At 33.5% G+C, this 22,102-nt stretch carries 20 protein-coding genes; 5 read left to right on the top strand and 15 right to left on the bottom strand.

The window, feature by feature from the left end:
* The first annotated feature begins 213 nt into the window (after positions 1-213).
* Both QMO72_RS02885 and glcP read left to right on the top strand, forming a co-directional pair.
* Positions 214-1,203 carry an acrylyl-CoA reductase family protein gene (locus QMO72_RS02885; RefSeq protein ID WP_103268016.1) on the top strand — a complete coding sequence of 330 codons (990 nt, stop codon included), beginning with the start codon at positions 214-216 and terminating at the stop codon, positions 1,201-1,203.
* Positions 1,204-1,617: 414 nt separating this feature from the next.
* Positions 1,618-2,982, top strand: coding sequence for a glucose transporter GlcP (glcP, locus tag QMO72_RS02880; RefSeq protein ID WP_199196662.1), 1,365 nt, complete (start codon positions 1,618-1,620; stop codon positions 2,980-2,982).
* Between the two features lie 299 nt (positions 2,983-3,281).
* Here the strand turns inward: glcP and QMO72_RS02875 are convergent, their stop codons facing one another.
* The 9 genes from QMO72_RS02875 to QMO72_RS02835 all read right to left on the bottom strand — a co-directional run bounded on the left by QMO72_RS02875 (position 3,282) and on the right by QMO72_RS02835 (position 10,854).
* Positions 3,282-3,683, bottom strand: a complete 402-nt coding sequence (locus tag QMO72_RS02875) for a GNAT family N-acetyltransferase (RefSeq protein WP_103267675.1) — start codon at positions 3,681-3,683, stop codon at positions 3,282-3,284.
* 102 nt (positions 3,684-3,785) lie between these two features.
* On the bottom strand, positions 3,786-4,817 hold the full coding sequence (locus tag QMO72_RS02870) for an NAD(P)/FAD-dependent oxidoreductase (protein WP_103267674.1): 1,032 nt from the start codon (positions 4,815-4,817) through the stop codon (positions 3,786-3,788).
* A 199-nt stretch (positions 4,818-5,016) separates the two neighbouring features.
* Positions 5,017-5,433, bottom strand: a complete 417-nt coding sequence (locus tag QMO72_RS02865) for a DUF2871 domain-containing protein (RefSeq protein WP_069822908.1) — start codon at positions 5,431-5,433, stop codon at positions 5,017-5,019.
* Positions 5,434-5,509: 76 nt separating this feature from the next.
* Positions 5,510-6,103 carry a YcnI family protein gene (locus tag QMO72_RS02860; protein ID WP_103267673.1) on the bottom strand — a complete coding sequence of 198 codons (594 nt, stop codon included), beginning with the start codon at positions 6,101-6,103 and terminating at the stop codon, positions 5,510-5,512.
* Between the two features lie 13 nt (positions 6,104-6,116).
* The gene (locus tag QMO72_RS02855; RefSeq protein ID WP_103267672.1) at positions 6,117-7,367 is read right to left on the bottom strand and encodes a copper resistance CopC/CopD family protein; all 1,251 of its coding nucleotides are present in this window, start codon (positions 7,365-7,367) and stop codon (positions 6,117-6,119) included.
* A 239-nt stretch (positions 7,368-7,606) separates the two neighbouring features.
* Positions 7,607-8,053, bottom strand: coding sequence for a ribose 5-phosphate isomerase B (gene rpiB, locus QMO72_RS02850; RefSeq protein ID WP_069822911.1), 447 nt, complete (start codon positions 8,051-8,053; stop codon positions 7,607-7,609).
* A 28-nt stretch (positions 8,054-8,081) separates the two neighbouring features.
* Positions 8,082-8,714 (bottom strand): dihydroxyacetone kinase subunit DhaL, encoded by a 633-nt coding sequence (gene dhaL / locus QMO72_RS02845; protein WP_103267671.1) that lies wholly within the window; start codon positions 8,712-8,714, stop codon positions 8,082-8,084.
* A gap of 12 nt (positions 8,715-8,726) precedes the next feature.
* Positions 8,727-9,725 carry a dihydroxyacetone kinase subunit DhaK gene (locus QMO72_RS02840; protein ID WP_103267670.1) on the bottom strand — a complete coding sequence of 333 codons (999 nt, stop codon included), beginning with the start codon at positions 9,723-9,725 and terminating at the stop codon, positions 8,727-8,729.
* Positions 9,726-9,771: 46 nt separating this feature from the next.
* Positions 9,772-10,854, bottom strand: coding sequence for an MDR/zinc-dependent alcohol dehydrogenase-like family protein (locus QMO72_RS02835; protein WP_103267676.1), 1,083 nt, complete (start codon positions 10,852-10,854; stop codon positions 9,772-9,774).
* A 175-nt stretch (positions 10,855-11,029) separates the two neighbouring features.
* Between QMO72_RS02835 and QMO72_RS02830 the strand changes: the two genes are divergently transcribed.
* The gene (locus tag QMO72_RS02830) at positions 11,030-11,794 is read left to right on the top strand and encodes a DeoR/GlpR family DNA-binding transcription regulator (protein ID WP_069822914.1); all 765 of its coding nucleotides are present in this window, start codon (positions 11,030-11,032) and stop codon (positions 11,792-11,794) included.
* Between the two features lie 92 nt (positions 11,795-11,886).
* Here QMO72_RS02830 and QMO72_RS02825 read toward each other — a convergent pair whose 3' ends face one another.
* From QMO72_RS02825 to QMO72_RS02805, 5 genes are all read right to left on the bottom strand, one after another.
* A complete protein-coding gene (locus QMO72_RS02825) occupies positions 11,887-13,215 on the bottom strand; it encodes an LLM class flavin-dependent oxidoreductase (RefSeq protein WP_103267669.1) in 1,329 nt (442 codons plus the stop codon).
* Positions 13,212-14,228, bottom strand: a complete 1,017-nt coding sequence (locus tag QMO72_RS02820; RefSeq protein WP_103267668.1) for an MsnO8 family LLM class oxidoreductase — start codon at positions 14,226-14,228, stop codon at positions 13,212-13,214. The genes QMO72_RS02825 and QMO72_RS02820 overlap by 4 nt, the downstream gene beginning before the upstream one ends.
* 247 nt (positions 14,229-14,475) lie before the next feature.
* Positions 14,476-15,255 carry an SDR family NAD(P)-dependent oxidoreductase gene (locus QMO72_RS02815; protein WP_103267667.1) on the bottom strand — a complete coding sequence of 260 codons (780 nt, stop codon included), beginning with the start codon at positions 15,253-15,255 and terminating at the stop codon, positions 14,476-14,478.
* A gap of 210 nt (positions 15,256-15,465) precedes the next feature.
* Positions 15,466-17,130 carry a Na/Pi cotransporter family protein gene (locus QMO72_RS02810; protein WP_103267666.1) on the bottom strand — a complete coding sequence of 555 codons (1,665 nt, stop codon included), beginning with the start codon at positions 17,128-17,130 and terminating at the stop codon, positions 15,466-15,468.
* Positions 17,131-17,404: 274 nt separating this feature from the next.
* A complete protein-coding gene (locus tag QMO72_RS02805) occupies positions 17,405-18,694 on the bottom strand; it encodes a YhgE/Pip domain-containing protein (protein WP_103267665.1) in 1,290 nt (429 codons plus the stop codon).
* Positions 18,695-18,849: 155 nt separating this feature from the next.
* Between QMO72_RS02805 and QMO72_RS02800 the strand changes: the two genes are divergently transcribed.
* Together QMO72_RS02800 and QMO72_RS02795 are read left to right on the top strand one after the other, a co-directional pair.
* On the top strand, positions 18,850-19,455 hold the full coding sequence (locus QMO72_RS02800; protein WP_103267664.1) for a TetR/AcrR family transcriptional regulator C-terminal domain-containing protein: 606 nt from the start codon (positions 18,850-18,852) through the stop codon (positions 19,453-19,455).
* Between the two features lie 81 nt (positions 19,456-19,536).
* Positions 19,537-20,475 carry a magnesium transporter CorA family protein gene (locus QMO72_RS02795; RefSeq protein ID WP_103267663.1) on the top strand — a complete coding sequence of 313 codons (939 nt, stop codon included), beginning with the start codon at positions 19,537-19,539 and terminating at the stop codon, positions 20,473-20,475.
* Positions 20,476-20,571: 96 nt separating this feature from the next.
* On the opposite strand, the gene QMO72_RS02790 is transcribed toward QMO72_RS02795, so the two are convergent.
* Positions 20,572-22,014 carry a sucrose-specific PTS transporter subunit IIBC gene (locus QMO72_RS02790; RefSeq protein ID WP_103267662.1) on the bottom strand — a complete coding sequence of 481 codons (1,443 nt, stop codon included), beginning with the start codon at positions 22,012-22,014 and terminating at the stop codon, positions 20,572-20,574.
* Between the last annotated feature and the right edge of the window lie 88 nt (positions 22,015-22,102).

The following is a 22,102-nucleotide window of genomic DNA, read 5'->3' as shown; positions in this document are numbered from 1 at the left end:
ACAATTTTTAGAATATTCAAATAATATTTATTTGATTTACAGTAATTAATTTATTTTAAATTAGAATAAAATTTATTTAATTCCAAAATAAAGCGCTTACCTCTAAACACTGTTAAACAGGCATATTGTGTAATATTCAATTACATGATAAAGTGGTTCTAGTTTTTTAATTGTTCTTAAATATATATACATAAAAGGGAGTGCCTAGTGGCAATGACTGAAACATTTAAAGCTTTTGTGGTCGATGAACAAGACGGCAAAGTTACTAACCAAATTAAAAATATAACTATAGATGACCTTCCAGCAGGTGAAGTGCTTATTAAAGTTAAGTATTCAGGAATTAATTATAAAGATGCGCTAGCAACAGTAGAAAATACAAAAGTTGTAAAATCTTACCCTATCGTACCTGGGATTGATTTAGCAGGTGTTGTAGAAAGTTCAGAGACACCAGCGTTTGAACCAGGAGATGAAGTCATCGTTACTGGTTACGATTTAGGAATAAGTCATTTCGGTGGGTTTAGTGAATATGCACGTATCAAAGAAGAATGGATTGTACCATTACCTAAAGATCTAACACTTGAAGAGGCAATGATTTATGGGACAGCTGGGTATACAGCAGGTTTAGCTATTGAAAAATTAGAACACAACGGGCTATCTGTAGAACATGAAGCTGTGCTTGTTAGAGGTGCAACTGGCGGCGTTGGTACATTAGCCGTAATGATGTTAGATTCTATTGGCTATGATGTTATTGCAAGTACTGGTAAAATAAATACTGAAGCTAAACTTAAATCATTAGGTGCAAAAGAAGTCATTCCTCGTATTACAGAAACCGATAATAAACCACTTGGTAAGCGTACTTGGCAGGCAGTGATTGACCCTGTAGGTGGCGAAAGCTTATCACAAATTATCAAACATCTTGATTACAACGGCAGTGTCGCAGTGATTGGAATGACAGGTGGTAATCAATTTGATAGTTCGATATTTCCTTTCATATTAAGAGGTACGAATATCATAGGCGTTGATTCTGTTTATACAGAAATGAGACAACGTAAACATATTTGGCGCAGACTCGCTAAAGATTTAAAACCAGATCAGTTACATGAAATTAAACAAGTCATTAAATTTGATGATATAGAAGAAAATATAAAAAATGTGTTAAAGCATAATAATTCTGGTCGAATTGTTGTTGATTTAGAAGCATAAACAATATAATCTTCATTTCATTATAATGATTGAAGTATACGTTCCATTATAATGAAGCGCTAATGGATTTTGATATGCGCCCTTCAAAGTAGACATAACTTAAGTGTCTATTTTGAAGGGCGTTTTTATATGATTAAAAAACAAATGTTACATATGTTTTCCCTACAATAGCTATTATTTTTAAATATCTATATGTAGATATTTAGACCTACTTTAATTAATATTCTGTATTATTTATACTCCCTTTCTTACTTTTATATCTATTTAAATATGAGCACATTTATATTTTGATAACAAAAGTATTTTGTTTGATATAAACATAAAACAACAAATAAAATTCTTATACTTTAACATTTACAAGCAATAAATGTAAGCGTATACTTATGTGTGTCTAAAACAATCAGGAGGGTTTTTATGGGAATTAAAGTAAGCAAAAAACTCATCTTTTTCCTTGGTGCTTTGGGAGGTTTACTCTATGGTTATGATATGGGAGTAATCTCTGGTGCCTTACTATTTATAAAAGATGATATACCTTTAAACAGTGTTACAGAGGGCCTAGTTGTTGCCTCAATGTTAGTCGGGGCAATCTTTGGTGCAGGTGCAAGTGGCCCATTATCAGATAGGCTCGGACGTAGACGTGTCGTATTTATCATAGCTATTATATATATCGTGGGAGCCCTAATACTAGCATTAGCACCATCGATGCCAATATTAGTTATTGGACGATTAGTTATTGGAGTTGCCGTAGGTGGTTCTACTGCAATTGTGCCTGTATACTTATCAGAAATGGCACCAACGGCACAAAGGGGTTCTTTAAGTTCATTAAACCAATTGATGATTACAATAGGTATTTTATCTTCATATCTAATTAACTATGCTTTCACGCCTATTGAAGGTTGGAGATGGATGCTCGGTTTAGCTGTATTACCTTCACTTATCTTATTAATTGGTGTCATATTCATGCCAGAAAGTCCAAGATGGTTACTTGAACATAAAAGTGAAAAGGCCGCTAGAGATGTAATGGGTCTGACATTTAAACAGAGTGAAATTGATAAAGAAATTGCCGACATGAAAGAAATCAATCGTATTTCAGAAAGTACATGGAAAGTATTAAAGTCTCCATGGTTAAGACCTACATTGATAATTGGAAGTGTATTTGCGCTATTCCAACAAATTATTGGTATAAACGCAATCATTTATTACGCGCCTTCTATATTTAGTAAGGCTGGTTTAGGAGATGCCACTTCTATTTTAGGAACAGTCGGCATCGGGACAGTCAATGTATTAGTTACTATTATTGCCATTATGATTATTGATAAAATTGATCGTAAACGCTTATTAGTAATAGGAAATATTGGTATGGTTGCTTCATTATTAATTATGGCTATTTTAATTTGGGCAATTGGTATCCAATCTTCTTCTTGGATTATTATTATATGTTTAACACTTTTCATTATATTCTTTGGTTTCACATGGGGCCCAGTACTTTGGGTTATGTTACCAGAATTATTTCCAATGCGTGCGCGTGGTGCAGCAACTGGGATAGCCGCATTAGTATTATCAATTGGTAGTCTACTCGTGGCGCAATTCTTCCCTATATTGACTGATGTGTTACCAGTTGAACAAGTATTCTTAATCTTTGCAGTTATTGGTATTGGGGCTTTAGTTTTTGTTGTTAAATACTTACCTGAAACAAGAGGACGTAGTTTAGAGGAAATTGAAGCTGATTTACGTTCTAGAACTAATGCGACTAATGCTCAAATTGATAAAACAGAATAAATTGAATATGATAGAAGATGTTGAGGGATAAGTATCTTCTTAGATAATTTTAAAAAGATGATTTCTACTTAAGTTTTGCAGAAATCATCTTTTTATCTATCTATTGAAAATATTTTATAAAGTACTCACCTAAAACTCTAGTATAGATGCAAAATTAACACTTTGTGCCGCCATCATCACAAGCATGGACAGTCAAAACAATAATATATTGAACATAAAAAAGTACACCTCTGTAACAAAAGGAGGTGTACTTTTATTTTAAAATCAACGATTCATACTCTAAATCATTCTGTTTCAATTCAATATTTTCTATACATTCCACCTGAATAAGGTTCAGTGGTTATAAATCCATACTGAGCATAGAGTTTGTCAGCAGGATAATCGGCTATAAGACTAACATAGGTGCCGGATTCTGCTACAGATGAAATATATGCCATTACATGATTCATAATCGTCTTCCCATATCCCATTCCCTGATAGTTTGGATCTACAGCTATATCAATAATTTGAAAAGCTGTTCCACCATCGCCAATCACTCTGCCCATTCCTATCAGTAATTGATTATCATATATCGTCACATTAAAACAAGCATTAGCCAGACCTTTTTCAGCTGCGATCTGAGATTTTTCACTTAATCCAGCTATTTTTCTCAAATTACAATAATTTGAAACTGTAGGCGCTTCATGTTTTATTTCAATCATGCTTTAACATCTCCTAAAAACACTACAAAATGAGTTATAATCTCTCAAAAGTAAATATTTATGTTTTTGAAAGTAACTGTTTTATCTTTAATTCCCAGTTTTTTATAAATATTTTTTCATGACTATTTGATTAGATGCTTTGAAAACCTCGTTATGACTCGAGACAAAACCTTCTGGTGTAGCTTGAGGTTCAATATATAATTTGGCTAAATTAGCTGCGTTGGCTGCATCACTAAATGCACTAGCAATAAGGTGCGCTTTAGCTTCATGATAAATAATATCGCCACAAGCATACAAACCATTAATACTTGTAGACGTATTACCAAACCCTTTAATTGCATATTCATTAAACATATCTACTTGTGTTGAAGACTGTTCAAGCAAAGTATTTTCTACATCAAATCCATGGCTGATAATTACTTCATCAAAAACCCTTGTTGTTTTCTCTTTTGTCTCAGTATGTTCTAATATCACTTGTTCTATTTTATTATGCGATTGATCACCTATAAGTTGATGTATATGTGTGTTCGGCAACTTATCTATATTTAATTGCCCAAGTATTGCTTTCATGGCTTCATAGCCTTTAATATCTGCTTTGCGATAAATAAGCGTAACACTCTTAGCATATCCACTTAAGTCTTTAGCCCAATCCAAGGCTGAATTACCTGCACCAGAAATTAAAACATCTTTATCCTTAAATTTTTTCAATGACTGAACTACATAGTTTAAATTCGTCAGTTTGTATCTTTCAGCATCCTTAATATCAAGTTGTTTAGGATTAATAATCCCACCACCAATAGCTATAATAACGGATTTAGATTCGTATATATTGCCTTTTGCCGTTTCAACTTCAAAATGCTGTTCATCTATTTTTCTAATATCTATGACACGCTCTTCTAAATTAACATTTGGATTGAAATGCAGACCTTGCGCAATTGTATCTTTTATAACTTCATAACATGGTTTAGGAGCTAATCCCCCGATATCCCAGATAATCTTCTCAGGATAAACTTGCATCTTTCCGCCAAGTTTATCCTGAATATCTATAATGCGTACGCTCATTCCTCTTAATCCAGAATAAAAACTAGCAAATAAGCCAGCCGGACCGCCACCAATAATTATTACATCATCCATAATGCATCCTCCCAAAAATCTATCTTATCTCTTAATCTTCATTATGCTACAATTGATAACTATTATCAATGGAAACGATATTTACAATGTTGTTATAGAATAATATTTACTTAATCACAAAGAAAAACCTAACTATTCTATTGAAATAGCTAGGCTTTTACTTAACATTATCATTTCGTTATATGACACCAGATAAGCCTTACTCATCCTTAGGATCCTTTACAATCGCATTTCTAAGTAGGAAAAACAATAATATGAATCCTGCTGTAAGGGTTGTATGTCCAATTCCTGCAAATCCAGCAAATGATTCAGGTACTGCAAGTCCTAATACTTGATACGTTCCTTTCGTAAACATCATACCTATCGTAGCTAAAACGCCAATGTTATAAATGATAAAGAACCAATTAAACAGATAATAACTGCTTAATTTAAATATTTTTGTTATAGGTAGTAAAATAAGATGCATAAACATTCCCAATATCAGTGTGTGTGTATGTACGACCACAAGTTGCGTATCTCCTGTAAAATGATGTGCAACGGTTAATTCTCGATAATAAAATCCACTCAGTAATCCTAAGATTGTATAAACTAAAAATGCATACAATATTCTGCGCATCGATACTCCTCCTTAATGCTATTATAGGCTAACTCACTAATCATTACAGTGACAAGTTTCATTAAATTTTCTAAGTTTATGACTTATCGCTCTTTTGCTTAAATAATGCTATTAAAGATAAGATAATAGCTATGATAGATACAATCCACAGTGTAATAGGACCATTACTTGCTTGACTACTTTCGCTTAATTCTTTTGAGGTATCACTATTTTTTACAACTTTTGTAACTGGTGCTGGCTTTTCGGCCTTATCGTCACCAATCCATTTTACAGTCTCTCCGTCATCATAAGTTTGGTACGCATCCCATTTAAATGAGCCTTCTTTTTCTGGATTTGCTACTTGAATCGGTAAATCGACAAATTCATTAGGTCCAATCCCTTTATTTGTGGCAGTCCAAGTTATTTTTGTTATGTTCCCATTTTTATCCTTTTTTAATTTATGTTCAAACAAAGGTGTCGGCTCTATTCCTACAACACTTAGTCCTTTAGGAACTTTCAATTCAATTTTAGTCGTATGCGCATCTTTTTCTACAGGAACCCTCACCTCATATTTTTCATATGATCCTGGTTCACTCGTATCTGGGTTTAACGTTACATGAGCATCCGCATTCTTTGACAACGCCACTGCTATCACACAAAACATCATCATTGATATAATTTGTTTTAACATTGTTTTCACTTCCTTATCCTGGAATATTGATTTGACTCATAATAACACCTACAAGTATCAGTAGGAGTCCCAATATGAGTTCTAAATATAAAGCTTTTTTATTCGCACGCTGTCTAATTTTTAAAGCACGTGTGGTTTGGTAAAAACCTAACAACATCATAAGTAATGTTACGAGTGCTTTCACTATAAGTAACGCACTCCATGTTTGAATATTTGACCAAATCCCCAATATATTTGTTTGATCTATAGACATTAACACCCCTGAAATGATAATCAGCATCACAGCCGTTATATTTACTTTTAGCAAGAAATTTCTTATTTGTTTTACATCATATGGTCTATGTGTTTTTACAACATAGACTAAATAAATAAGCGCCCCTGTCCACAATGCAATTCCACTAATATGCATCGTCCTAATCAATATAGACCATAACGGCACACTTTGAGACCATGCATGACCAGACATGCTCAACGTCACTAACAATGATATAGACACTAATATATACCAAATATGCATCATGTTTCGCAATGTGAAGAGGAAGAGCAATACGATGATAGCGATTATAGTTAAGATAAATGGCGTTTGTGATAATGTAGCAGTTTGTAATGTGATTATATCTGTAACAACATCTGAAGAAAGTGTCATAAGATACATCGCCCCTGTCATAACAGTTAGCATAGCTATTATCCAAATGATAGGTCGCTTATATGGATGCGTAGAAAAGTACATTATCTTTTGTCTTTTTGCTAATTGATTCACTAAAAATACTCCTGTTAACACGATAATACTACCTTCAGTAATAAAACGTATAAGTCCAAACCAAAAATCGGCCTTTTCATAAAGCGGTATTGAGGTATCAATATGACCAGCGGTAGCCTTCCCAATTGAAAACTCAAATGAATTACTAATTTCATGTCCATCTGCTGACATCGTATGCCATTGAACACGATGTGTCCCACTGTCTAAATCGTGGACAGTAAATGATAACGTTTGCGTTGAAGCTGATGTATCAGGCTTAATTTCAGATATTTGCTTCCCCTTATCATCAAATAATTTAATACTAGAATACTTTGCATGAACCGGTTCATTAAATTGCAGTTTAATGTTATTGGGTGGGTTATCAACTACACTATTTTCCATAGGTGTCACTTTCTCTAAAGTAGCATGAGCTGAGGCTTGCTGAGTTAATCCTAGAAAAACTGTTGAAAGAATGATAATAAATAATATTATCGTCGTTTTGGAAAACCTATGTGCGAATTGCACGATTATTCCTCCCTAGTTATGTCTTTACACTTAATCATATTAAAATCAAAGCCCATTCACAATATTAATTATAATTTGTCATATTTCAGACAAATTGCTTCAAATAATTATTTGAAATAGTATAACTTACTTGAATAAAACACTTCTCCCTATATTTCATAAACCTTGATAAAAATTTGCAAAGCCAAAAATGCATGCCTAATACTTGGCATATTAGGCATGCATTTTTGGCTTTGCTTCTATTTATTTTCTTCTATTTCTACTTGATCTATTTTATCTACTTTACGTTGGGAACCACCTTCCCAGCTTACGTTAAGATATGCTTCAACGTTTTTTTTAGCAACTTCTATTCCAATAATTTGGGCACCCATCGTTAATATTTGGGCATTATTACTGAGTTGTGCACGTTCTGCTGAGTAATAATCATGTGCTAAAGCAGCTCTAATCCCTTTCAATTTATTAGCTGTAATGGCTACACCTATTCCAGTACCACAAATGAGTATTCCTCTTTCATTGTGACCTTGTTGGATACTTTGCCCTACTTCTACTGCTACATCCGGATAGTCAGTTTCTGCACATTGATGACAACCAAAATCTTCTACTTCATGCCCTAATGATTCAACATGAGCCTTAACTGCTTCTTTTAAATCATATCCATTATGGTCTGCACCAATAGCTATCTTCATACTAATTCCTCCTCATTAATTTGGTTACTTAAATAAATGTTTTAAATGTATCTAACATAAGATAAGAAGACATCGCTCCCGGATCAACATGCCCCTGAGAACGATAACCTAATCTTTTCGAACGCCCCTTGTTCGATACAATATCTTTTGTACTTTCCATTCCAGCTTGAGCATTAGATAAAGCTTCAATATAAGCATTTGCAAATGACTTATTTTGAGATTGTGCATCTTCAAGTGATTTATAAAAAGGCTCTAACGTATCTACCATTGTTTTGTCTCCAATTTCTGCTTTACCTCTATCTTTAATCCCTTTACTAAACGCAATCCAAAAATCATATAAAGCTGTGTCATCTAATTGTGTTTTATTTTTTACTGCAATTGCTGCTTTTAAAAAGCCAGAAGCATATAGCGGACCTACTGAAGAACCAACAGCATCTAAGAATGTTTTACCAACTGCTACACTCATTTTGGCAATGTCATCTTGAGATTGTAATTCATTTTGAATTGTTGTTTTAACTGCCTGATAACCAATATTCATTGTGATTCCATGATCTCCGTCACCTATTTTACGATCTAATTCACACAATTCGTCTTTTTGTTGCTCAAACAACTCTGTTAATTTTAAAATGTATGATTTAAAAGATTGACTTGTTAATACCATAACAACTTCCTCCTACACTTCCTTAAAGTTTGGGCAATCTACTGGATGATCAATGCAAGATTTTAAAGTTTCATCTAATTTCATTAACGTCACTGAAAAACCACCCATTTCCATAGACGTAATAAAATTACCAATATATGATTTATACGTATTGATTTTACGCGCTTTTAATATTGCATCTACCTCTTTGTTAATAATATAAAGTTCCATTTGTGATGTAGCACCTAAACCATTTACGAGTACAACTACATCATCATTTTCCTTATATAAGCCCTCTTTTAAAATATTTTGCATCATAACTTGTACGGTTTCCTTAGCTGTACGAATCGTCGTTTTTTCTATACCAGGTTCACCATGATGACCTAAACCAATTTCCATTTCATTATCTTCTAAATCAAAACTTGGTTTCCCTGTTTGTGGCAAATAGCACGGGCTCAAACCAATTCCCATAGAACGCGTATTATCATTAGCTTGTTGGGCAATACGACGTACTTCTTCTAAATCATAACCAAAGTCAGCGGCCGCTCCTGCAGTTTTATACACTAAAAGTTCTCCCGCTATACCTCTGCGATCATCTATATCTTTAGAAGAAGCGACATCATCATTTCCAATTACAGCAGCTGTTTGAATTTCATCTTCTATTTCAGTCATTTCACTCGCCATTTCAAAATTCATTAAATCTCCAGCATAATTACCATATATATATAACACGCCATGCCCATTATGAATTTCTTTTGTTACAGCTTGAATTGGTATCGGAGATGGGGATGCAAAAATATTACCCACTGCCACACCATCAGCCATTCCTGCGCCTACATAACCTATAAATGCCGGTTCATGACCAGAACCACCACCAATTAATATACTTACTTTGCGATTAGGATTCCGTTTTTTACCTATTAATGCTCTTTGATGGCGTTCTGTTCGTCTAATATATTCAGGATATGCAATTATATAACCTTCCATTAGTTCTTCAATAACATGATCAGGGTTATTAATCATCTTTTTCATTACATTTCTCTCCTTTATTTCTGCGCACTCAAATAATTTTAGTCATTTATGGTACGAGCACTACTTTTAATGATTTATCACCTTTTTTCATTAGCTCAAATCCTTCTTCAAAATCTTTTAGTGCTAGTTGATGCGTTACGACCCCTTCTGTGGGAAAATCATCTTTTTGAATACCGTCAATTACAAGCGGATAACAATAAGGACCTAAATGGCTACCTAATAAATCAAGTTCTTTACGATCAGAAATAATACTCCAATCTACTGTTACAGGCTCTCCAAATACTGAAAATTCTACAAAACGTCCCAGTTTTCTAATTGCACTTAATCCCTGTTCAACTGATTTAGGATGTCCCGTAGCTTCGATATAAATGTCACAACCATAGCCTTCAGTCATATCTTTAATCTCTTTAACAACATCTACTTTGGCCGGATTCATGACTATATCCGCACCAAATTGTTTTGCTAATTCTAAGCGATCTTCTTTCATATCTAATACGACTAATGTCTCTGCTCCAGATTTTTTAGCTGCACCAACCATACCTAAACCTAAAGTGCCTGCTCCAGATAGCACAACGAAATCTCCTAATTTAATATTTGCACGCTGTACTGCATGTAAACTACATGCGTATGGCTCTATTAAAATTGCTTTTTCAATTGGCATATCCTCAGGGACCTTATAATTGATGGCCTCTTTGGTAAATTTCATATATTCAGCCATTCCACCATTCACATTATTTTGGAAACCATATAAATCATGCTTTTCACACATCCAATATTCTCCACGGTTACAAAATCTACATTCCCAACAAGGAACAATTTGTTCAGAAATTACACGATCCCCAATTTCAAAATCTTCAACTGCCTCACCTTTATCTACAATACGCGCGATAAATTCATGACCTGGTATCATTGGTGCCTTAATATATGAGGGTTGTGTTTCATCACCCCAAAAACTTGGCGCACCACCATAAGCTTTAATATCGCCTGCACAAATACCGCAAGCCTCTACTTTAACAACAATTTCTTTTGGGTCATCAATCGTTGGTGTATCGACAGTTTCATATTTATAGTCACCAGGTGCATAAGCTACTACTGCATTCATTTTGTTTGGATAATTTTTATTATTCATCATATCAGCAACTCCCCTTTTGTTAGAAAACGCTTTCATTTACAACTATTATTCTAATATATTTTTTTATTTCTTTCAAATATTTTTTCGTTTATTTTCATTTTGTATTTTTTTGCTTTGTTTATATACAATTCATGTTAAAATGAATTACGATACTGAAGAGGATGTGATTCATATGAAAATGTATGCAGACGAACGTAGAGAACATATCTACACTTATATCAAGTCGCATAAACGTGCTACTGTAAAGCAACTTTCGGACTACTTAAGTGTTACTGAAGCTACTGTGAGAAGTGACCTTAGACGATTAGAAAGTGAAAATAAATTGACACGAACGCATGGTGGCGCAAAAGTTACTGAAAATATAACTTCAAAGTTAAACTTTTCATATCGTTTAACACAAAAGCATACCGAAAAATATAAAATCAGCAAATTTGCGCTGAAGAAAATCCAACCACAGCAATGTATTATGATCGATGCGAGTTCGACAACTTACGAATTAGCCAAACTATTATCAGAAACAACAATGGAACTAACGATTATTACAAATGGCTTAGAAAACGCAGTATTATTAAAAGAAAATCCACACCTAACTGTCTTAGTTGTGGGAGGGTTTGTCTCTCAAGATTCAAATGCAATTACTGGTAATATAGATTCTCAAATTCTGGAAATGTACCATATCGATTATTTCTTTTTATCTGCAAATGGCTTTACATTCCAAAATGGTTTGACTGACTTTTCACTACCAGAAGTACAGCTAAAAAAACAAATGGTTCAAGAAAGTGAAAATGTGATAGCACTTATAGATAAAAGTAAATTCGATGTTTCTTCTACGCTATCATTCGCAAAAATCAGTGATATTACTGAAGTTATAACCGATGAAATGCCAGATAATAAATGGACACATGACATGCCTTTCACATTAACAATTGCTAAATAAATAAAAAGTAACAATGACATAAATATATAAATAAAAAATAGGCACAACTTTATTAAATAAGGTGTGCCTATCTGCATTGATTTTTTCTTAGCTTAATGTGTAATCACTGATTTGCTGTATCTATTTTCTTTATAGGGTACACCTATATTTTCACGCAGTGTGTGACCTTGATGCTGCTTAATGAAGTATCCTTTTGCTTCTAATATAGGTAATACTTCAGTTAAAAAAGCTTCATAAATTTCTCCATAAATATGCGGACCAAAAATAAATCCATCTGCTGCACCTTGTTCAAACCACGCAATCATTAAGTCTGCTACTTCTTCATATGTTCCAGTAAAAGGCGAACGTCGGGCTGTTTCTTCCAAAGCCACATCTCTTAAAGTTAAGTTCCCTTGTTTGGCTCTATTAGCAATGGCATCAGTCGTTGCACGAAAACTATTTTGACCTACTTCTCCTAATTCAGGAAATGGGGCATCTAAATCATATTGACTAAAGTCATGATGATCATAATAACGACCTAAATAGTCTAAAGCATCATCGATTGTGGCTAATGATTTTATTTCATCAAATCGTGCCTCCGCTTCCTCATGCGTTTTCCCAATAACTGGTGCTAACATCGGATAGACTTTAATATCTTCAGGATGCCTTCCAAATGCGACAGCTTGCTCTTTAATATTATCGTAATTACTTTTGGCAATGTCTAAAGACTCACCTAACGTAAATACTGCATCTGCATACTTTGCAGCATATGCTTGACCTTTTGGCGATGCACCTGCTTGAAATATTACTGGTTGCCCTTGTTCTGAACGACTCGCATTTAAAGGCCCCTTCACATTAAAATACTGTCCTTTATAATCTAGTGTATGCATTTTTTGCTTATTGACATACGCATCGTTCTTAACATCAAACGTAAATGCATCATCTTCATATGAATCCCATAATCCCTGTACGACTTGAATATGTTCTTCTGCAATATCATATCTTATATCATGTTCAGGATGCTTACCCTTACTGTAATTATCTGCGCTACCTTCAAGTGGAGATGTCACCACATTCCATCCTGCGCGTCCATGGCTCATCTTATCGATTGTCGCAAGTTGACGTGCGACTGTGAATGGTTCACTATATGACGTTGAAATAGTACCCACTAAGCCAATATACTTTGTTACTGGTGCAAGCGCCGCTAGAAAAGTTAAAGGTTCATGACGATCTAAAAAATGAGGTATCGATTTTTCATGTATATAGAGACCATCTGCAACAAATAAAAAACTAAAGCCTGCTTCTTCTGCTTTTTTAGCAATTTCCAACTGAAACTCAAAATTTGTACTCGCATCATTTGGCACTTCTTTTGATTTCCAAGCATGCATATGACTTCCTGGACCGTTCAACATGATTCCAAAATCTATTTTTCTTTGACTCATACTACCCCTTCTCTCTGAAATTCCTTTTTATAAATAGGTGCAAGTTGCTTAACTGTGTTAACCCTTAGCGCATGTTTATATACTGGCATATGCAACATAAATTCATTTATATTCCCCTCTTCATTGAGTTGATTTAATTGATTTCTTATGTCTTTTGCAGAACCATTAAAAACTTCTATTTGTTTTTCTTCAATTGTAAATGCTTCATTACTTTGCTTTTTAAATGTCTCGACTTGAGACTTTGTATTAACAGTAATTTTTTTACCGTCTTTAAAATGTAAAGCGTAATTTGTTCTACCTTCTTCGACGTTATCTTGATCATCTTGTGTTTCTGTAACAACTGCGGCTACTGCCACAATTACTTTACCTTCAGGGTATATCGATTTATATGTGCTAATTGCTTGTTTCAATACATTAATATTAGAATTAATGAAATACGCATATATAAAGCCAACCTGTTCTTCAGCTGCAAGTTGCGCTGATTGCTCACTGCCTCCAAGTAAGAATATTTTTGGTGCAATTACTTCTTGGTTTCGAATTGAGGTTTGTAACTGATTGTATGCATCATCTTTTGAAAATGACTGTGTATTGAATTGATTTAATAAACGAAATTTAGCTTCAAATGATTTTTGTGGGGCTTTCAATTCATCTTGTAATGCTTGTGTTGATAGAGGAAATCCTCCCGGTGCCTTTCCTATACCTAAATCAACTCTTCCAGGCGCTAAATTACTTATCAAATGAAATTGTTCTATGACTTTAAATGGGCTGTAATGTTGTAACATCACCCCACCTGAACCTACACGTATATTCTGAGTGTGATTGAGAATATGTGTGACTAATATTTCTGGACTCGTCCCCACTACTTCTGGCATATTATGATGCTCAGCAACAAAGTACCGCTTATAATTCAAGTTATCTGCTAATTGTGCTAATTCAACTGAGCGCGCGATACCATCTCTTACAGTTTCATTTATATCAATTGGACTTTGATCAAGAATACTAATAGACGTCATACAATGCCCCCTTAAATCTAATTTTAATTTATAGTAATATTAGCTTTCTCACGACCCTTTGTCAAGTATCCATATCGTTTTACTAAGGATTATAATACTACATACTTTACTAGTTGTAACACTATTAAATATCAATAATTATTTGAGGTTTATCACCGTTACATATAAAGAAACACCTGAAATTTATGTGTGCAGATTTCAAGTGTTTCTTTATTGAAGTTATTTATCAAGTTATATTTACTATCGTTTACAAAGCTGTATAACCTCCATCAACTGTGACAACGCTACCTGTCACAAAAGACGACGCATCTGAAGCTAGGTATAGTGCAGCACCTTGTAATTCTTCAGGCACCCCTGGTCTACCTAGTGGCGTGAAACGCATCCATGTATCTATCATGTCTCCACCTTTTGCAAAGTACGCTTTAGTTAGCTCTGTTTTCATATAGCCAGGAGCAATGGTATTAACACGTATACCATGTTGGGCCCATTCACTAGCTAAACTTTTAGTAAACATAATAACAGCACCTTTAGATGTATTATAAGCAGCTTGAGGTTGTGGTGTATTGACGATAATGCCTGACATGGAAGACGTGTTAATAATCGTTCCTTTTTTCTGCTCAATCATTACTTTTCCAACAGCTTGTGATACTAGAAACATGCTATTAATATTGACATCCATATTTTTTATCCAACGGTCATATGGCATATCTTCAAACTTAACATGCTCATTAATCCCAGCGTTATTGAATAAGATATCAATACGACCAAAATGATCCATAACATCGGTTACCATACGCGCTATATCATCTACATCTGTCACATCTACTTTACAGGCCATTGCTTTATTGCCAGTATCAGTTTCAAATTCTGTTGCCGTGGCTTTAGCTAAATCATAGTTAATGTCAGCTATCACGAGATGCGCTCCTGCTTCTGCTAAACCTTTTCCCATTGCTTTACCTAACCCTGAAGCGCCACCAGTAATGATAGCAACCTGATTATCTAATTTGAACTTATCTAATACACTCATAATAGTAACCTCCATTTATTTCATACGTTATTTATAATTGTAAGATAAATGACTTATGAATAATAGTGTAAACGCTTACCCTACATTATTGTTAATCTTTTATAATAAAAAAACGTAAAGGTTCACAATTCAGAACCTTTACGTTTCTACTACTTTAATCTTCTAAAGAAAAGATATTATATTCAAAGTGCATTTGTAATAACATCGCGTTTAGTAAGCCCATTCAAGCGAATGGGGCGATTGATCATCTGTTTCAAGTTCATCTATATTAATCATAGATTCTGAAATATTTCTAGAATGGTAACCAATACGTTCTAATATTGCAATTAAATCTAAATATAACAAACTACCGTCTGGTGAACATTCACCTGAACTTAATCGCTTAATATGTTTTTTTCTTAAATCATGCTCGAGCATATATGAATCTTTACTCAAATTAACAATTTCATCCTTTTTCACGTTGTCATATACGTTAAACATTTCAACTGTTTTTTCAAAAGAAATATTCACATGATTATATAATTTATCTATACTTTGTTCAGCTTTACCTGAAATTTTAATTGACTCTGTTTCTTTTTTCTTTAAATCTAGTAAATACGCTTGTGATAAACCTGCTACTTTTACCATTGTTCTATTTACATCAAATAATACTGACATTCTTTTGGCATCTTTTTCAGATAATTTTTTCTCTGAAATTTTTGTTAAATATTGTCTAACGTTATCATACATATTCTCCACAGCACCGTGCTTTTGCATGATTTCTTTTTCAGTTTTTACATCATAGCCATTTACATCATTTAACATCGCAAAAGTCATACGCCCAATGTTTTGAATTTCATCTTGTGCTTCTTGTAAAGCAATGCTAGGTGCCCTATCAATAATGCCTTTATCTAAGTGTCTTGGTTTATATTTTTCATTTAAATCTTCACCTGGAATAATTTTTGTCACTATCCACGCTAAGACAAATATAAATGGCAATTGTATTAATGTATTCGTCACATTAAATGTTCCATGTGCAAATGCGATAACCATTTCAGGCTTTAACTGCAATGTACTTTGCATCCATTCCATAACCCATTGATATAACGGTAAAATGGCTAGGAATATCGTTGCGCCTATGACATTAAACAACACATGTACTGCTGCTACACGTTTTGCAGCCATTGAACCTGCTAAACTTGCTAATACAGCTGTAATTGTTGTGCCAATATTGTCGCCTAACAATACAGGTAATGCGCCCTTTAAACTAATTAAATCATTAGCAAAAAATCCTTGTAATATACCAATGGTTGCACTTGAGCTTTGTATAATGACCGTTACTAGCGTACCTGCCACCACACCTAAAATTGGATTCGCTGACATATCTAACATAATTTGATTAAATCCTTTTAAGTTTGCAAGTGGTTTAACGGCACCACTCATTAATTCTAACCCATAAAAAAGCGCTCCAAAACCAAATAGAATCATGCCTATATTTTTGACTTTTCTTTTTTGAATAAAGAAGATTAAAAATGCACCAATTGCTAGAATGGGTAACGCATAAGCACCAATATCAATACCTATAATAAATGCTGTAACCGTTGTGCCTATATTCGCGCCCATTACTACTCCAATTGCTTGACGCATCGTCATGAACCCTGCGCTTACAAGCCCTATCGTGATAACTGTTGTACCTGAACTACTTTGTATTAAGATAGTCACAATCATGCCGGCTAAAACGCCCATGATTGGATTACTCGTAAATTTATTTAAAATACTCCTGAGTCGATCACCAGCAGTTGCTTGAAGACCATCGCCCATTTGTTTAATGCCATATAGAAATATTCCTAACCCACCAATAAAAGTGAAAATTATTTCCATCACAGATGAATCCATTGTCACACCTCTTTTAATTATTTGTAAACTATGTGAAGTGTAACTTATTTTTGTTAATTTAGTGTTAAGCCAACGTTAAAATTTCAATTTTTTCCTTATTAAACTTGTAATAATATTTCGCCATTACATTTATCCTAACTTGCAATCACATTTGAATATGATATCACCTTGTATCAATTTATTTTTAAGTATACTTTAGCGTGTTTTATAATCAAAGAGGGCGCTACTTTTCTTTAATTGAAAAGTAGCGCCCTCTATAAATAAACCTATTGAATTATGACGGTATTTCTGTACGTTTTTCACTATGTTTTCTAACTATTGAAGCAAGTAGCATAGAAAATATTCCAAAAATCATAAATCCAATAAACATCCACATCGTTGCGTTCATTTGTAATGGTTGTCCCATATAGATTAACGCTCTTAAATATTCAGCATAATGTGTGAAGGGATTCCAACTTACGATATAGTCTTGGTAGAACTGTGGTAATAATTGCTTAGGAAATGTGACGAGCTGCATACTAAAGAACATAAGTATAAAGAATATTGGAATTGACTTTATACCTAACCATGTCATCACACCTAATATCAAACCGATAAATCCAAGTATCGCTATAGTGATATAAATAGCAATTTTATTTATATCTGTAAAATCAAATCCTTGAACACCAGACATAAAATAAACGTAACCAAATCCACCGACTAAAGCCGTAATGATTGCTAATATCATTTGCCCTAGAGATGCAATTAAACGTTGTGAAACCTTAATATTATTACTTTTTCTGAAAGCAAAGAATAACAATAAAGAACTAACAATTGAGCTCATCCAGACTGGCATGAACATTAAGAATGGCGCATTACCACTACCTTGATGATCTTTAACTGGATTTACTGTTTGATCATCTATTTTTATAGGATTCGTAATGCCTTCAATATCTGTAGCACTCACTTTCACATGTTGTTTATCCAATGTAGCTAGACTCTGTTTAGAAATTTGTTTATTGAGGTTATCGCCGATACTAGTTAATATATTATTGGCAATTTGAGATGCTTGTAAATTTGCGCCACCGTTTGTTACTGCTTTAAATGTCGCTTGCTCACCTGTAATGTGATTCGCACTATTAGATTTATCCATCTTCTCTTTCATTTGTTGAGCTTGCTCTGGGGGTATCTGTCCAGACTTTATTTTGTCTTCCATTTCTTGTTTCTTACTATCCATGACTACCCGTTGTGTTTGACTCATAGCTTGTTTAGAAAAGTCTTTTTCAAGAATTGCTACACCAAAGTACTTTTGCTCATTTAGTCCTTGGCGTGCTTCTTTTTCGTTATCAACTTTAATCCATTTTATCTTATCTGATTCACTGTCGCTCAATTTATCTTCTAAATTCTCTCCAACGTTGATAGTTTCACCTTGTATATCCGTGCCTTTATCATGATTTACAATCGCAATAGGCATATCTTTAGGCTGCGGATTATAGGCAGGATAAAACGCAGTTGAAAATATAATTAATAATATCAAAATTACTATTGGTGTAATCCATAATAATTTATTTTTAAATATATTCATAACCATAACCTCCTTATATATTATCGTATTGGTGATTCATTACTTTGTTTATTATAATAAGGAACATAAGATATTCAATATGCAATGATTAACGTATTGTTCATTTATCAACATATAGACCTAAATTGTCTATTAAGTAGGGAGGAGCATCTACAATGCAGGAAGATCGACGCGTAAGAAAAACTAAGGCTGCTATAAAACATGCATTTATAAATTTATTAAAAGTAAAAGCATTAGATAACATAACGATACAAGATATTACATCACAGGCTGATATTAATCGTGGTACTTTCTATTTACATTATGAAGATAAATATATTTTACTTTCAAATATGGAAGATGAATATACCTTAGCTTTATCGTCTGCAGTGGATTTTGACAAAGTCATTATGCAGAATGACGATTTAGAGGCTTTTGCTAAGCATTTTACAGAAGACATTTTAAAAAAAGTAGTGACTTATTTATATGATCATATAGATTTCTACAAAGTTATTTTTAGCTTAGAACGTAAAAGTCAAATTGAAAATAAAATTTCTGATATCATGCTGAATAATATGAAAAAACATGTTTCAAAAAACAACACAATTGCAGATATTCCTTTAGACTATTTTCATAGTTATACTGCTGGGGCTATGATTTCATTTATCAAGCATTGGGTACAAGATGAGCAAAGAATGGATCCAGATACTTTAGTTGAACACATATTTAAAATTATCTTTAATGGCCCCTTACGTCTTTTAGTGAGACCACATAATGGATAGTCGATTTAAATAAATCTTGTCATCTATCTATTTCTTCGCTAATATTAAAAAGAATTTTATAAGAAAGGATATATTTGTATTATGATTAATCCATATAAACACGCAAATACACATGAGATTATTGAATCTAAATTGGATGATAATACTTCTTGGATTAATGTCGTCGATCCGACTCGTGAAGAAATAGAGACATTAATGAATTTATATAATATCCCCGAAGACTTTATAAGAGATCCATTAGATTCCGAAGAAAGCGCTCGTGTAGAATATGACGAAGATACTGGTTACTCACTGATTATCGTTGATATTCCCATTGTTAATGACACAAACTTAAAGGTACTTTCATTTATCACCATTCCTTTAGGTATTATCATTGGTAATAAAAAGATACTAACCGTTTGTAATGTAGAGAATGAATTCCTTGAAAATTTTGCACGTCAAAATATGAACTTGCACTTTCATAGTCGTTTTGCACTTAATATCTTATTGACTATTGCTAATCACTACAATAGAAATTTACGTTTACTTAATAAGACACGTTTACGTATCGAACGTAATCTTAAGAATAATGTTACCAACAAACAACTTTATAACTTAATGGAAGTTGAGAAAAGTTTAGTATACTTTCTTGCAGCACTAAAAGGTAATGACGGTATTATAAAAAAACTATTCAGACTTCCTGCAATTAAGCGTTTTGATGAAGATGAAGATTTATTAGAAGATTTAGTGATTGAAAATAACCAAGCGATTGAAACGACTGGGTTGTATACGGATATACTGGAAAGTATAACAACCTCTTATGCTTCACTACTTTCTAATGAAATGAATAATACAATGAAAACACTCACATTATTTACAGTGTTCTTAACATTACCTACTTTAGTTTTTAGCTTTTTTGGTATGAATGTACCTTTACCGATTAATGATCAAAGTTATATTTCATGGCTAGTTGTTATCGGAATATCTTTGGTCATCGTTTCAATTGTTGGTGCTTTTCTATGGCGTAAGCAAAAGTTGTAACAATCGGTTTAGAAACTCAAAAGAGGATCGGCAGAATGTCTGCCGATCCTCTTTTATATTCATACACATTATCAAGTCTGTACTTTCACTTTGGCGTTATTCTACAGCATCCTTATATACTTTCCTATATGAAAGGGCATACGTAATTGCGAACGTTATTATAAATGTAACGATCATCCCAATACCATAGTGTAGCCATCCATTATTTTGACCACTGATTGAAATAAATCCTGGTATGCCTGCTGTACCTAGTGCAATACCTTTCACTTTAAAAAATGATATATAAGCTGATCCTATCCCCGAACCTATAATAGCGCCAATAAATGGGTATCTCAATTTCAAGTTCACGCCAAACATTGCTGGCTCAGTAATACCTAAAAGTGAAGATATACCTGCTGCAGATGCCACACCTTTTAATTTTTTATTATTTTTTACGATAAAGAATGCTGCAATTGCCGCTGCTCCTTGTGAAATATTAGACATTGTTGCGATTGGGAAGATGAAAGATCCTCCTGTCGTTGCACTATCAGCAATAAGTTGTGTTTCTATTGCAATGAAGCTATGATGCATACCCGTTATAACGATAGGTGCATAGAGTAAGCCAAATAGTAACCCTCCGATAGCACCACCAAATTCATATAACCATGTTAATCCATCAGATAACCAATAACCTAACGTCCTTGTAATTGGTCCAACAAATAAAAATGTTAAAAATGCTGTAATTAATATCGAAAGTAACGGAGTTAGTAGATTATCTAAAACGGTCGGTACAATTTTACGTAGTGCTTTTTCAATGTTCGCTAAAATATAGGCAGCAGCTAACATTGGTAAAACTTGTCCCTGATAACCTACTTGGTTAATTTCTAAACCAAATAAATTCCAATGAGGAATGACTTTACCTTCTTCTAAAGCTTTTGGATAATCATATGCACTCATCAGGTCTGGATGGACGAGTATCATTCCCAATGCTGCTCCTAGAAAAGCATTACCACCAAATCGTTTGGCAGCGCTAAAACCAATTAAAATAGGTAATAAAGTAAAGGGCGCATTAGCAAAAATATTTATCATTTCTGCTAAGCCTTTAAATTGATCATGCACATCAATCAATGACTGTTTGTCATAAAATATTCCCGAAGCAGTCAAAATATTATTGATCCCCATTAATAAACCACCAGCAACAATGGCTGGTATAATCGGTACAAAAATATCTGATAACATTTTTACAAATTTTTGAAATGGATTCATGTTTTTATTAACCTCAGATTTAACTTCAGAGGTTGTTGATGCTTCTTTCCCTGTTATTAATTCTAACTCTGAAAACACCTTGTTTACTGTCCCAGAACCAATAATGATTTGGTATTGTCCCCCTGTAGAAAAGGTTCCCTTAACCACATCTAAATTAGATAATTTCTTTTCATCAACTATGCTTTCATCTTTAAGTACAAGCCTTAAACGCGTCGCACAATGTGCCATTGCATCAATATTTTCTGCTCCACCTATTGCATGTAAAATATCTTCAGCTGATTTTTTATAATTCATATGTAAGCCTCCTATCAAAATAGAACCGGTTCCAAATCTTTCAATAACATTATTGTAATCGGTTTCAACGAATAACGCAATAACTTTT

Origin of the sequence: Staphylococcus casei (assembly GCF_030294405.1) — a bacterium.
Taxonomy (GTDB): domain Bacteria; phylum Bacillota; class Bacilli; order Staphylococcales; family Staphylococcaceae; genus Staphylococcus; species Staphylococcus succinus.
The sequence above is the reverse complement of the archived record's forward strand: the minus strand, read 5'-3'. Positions and strand labels throughout refer to the sequence as shown.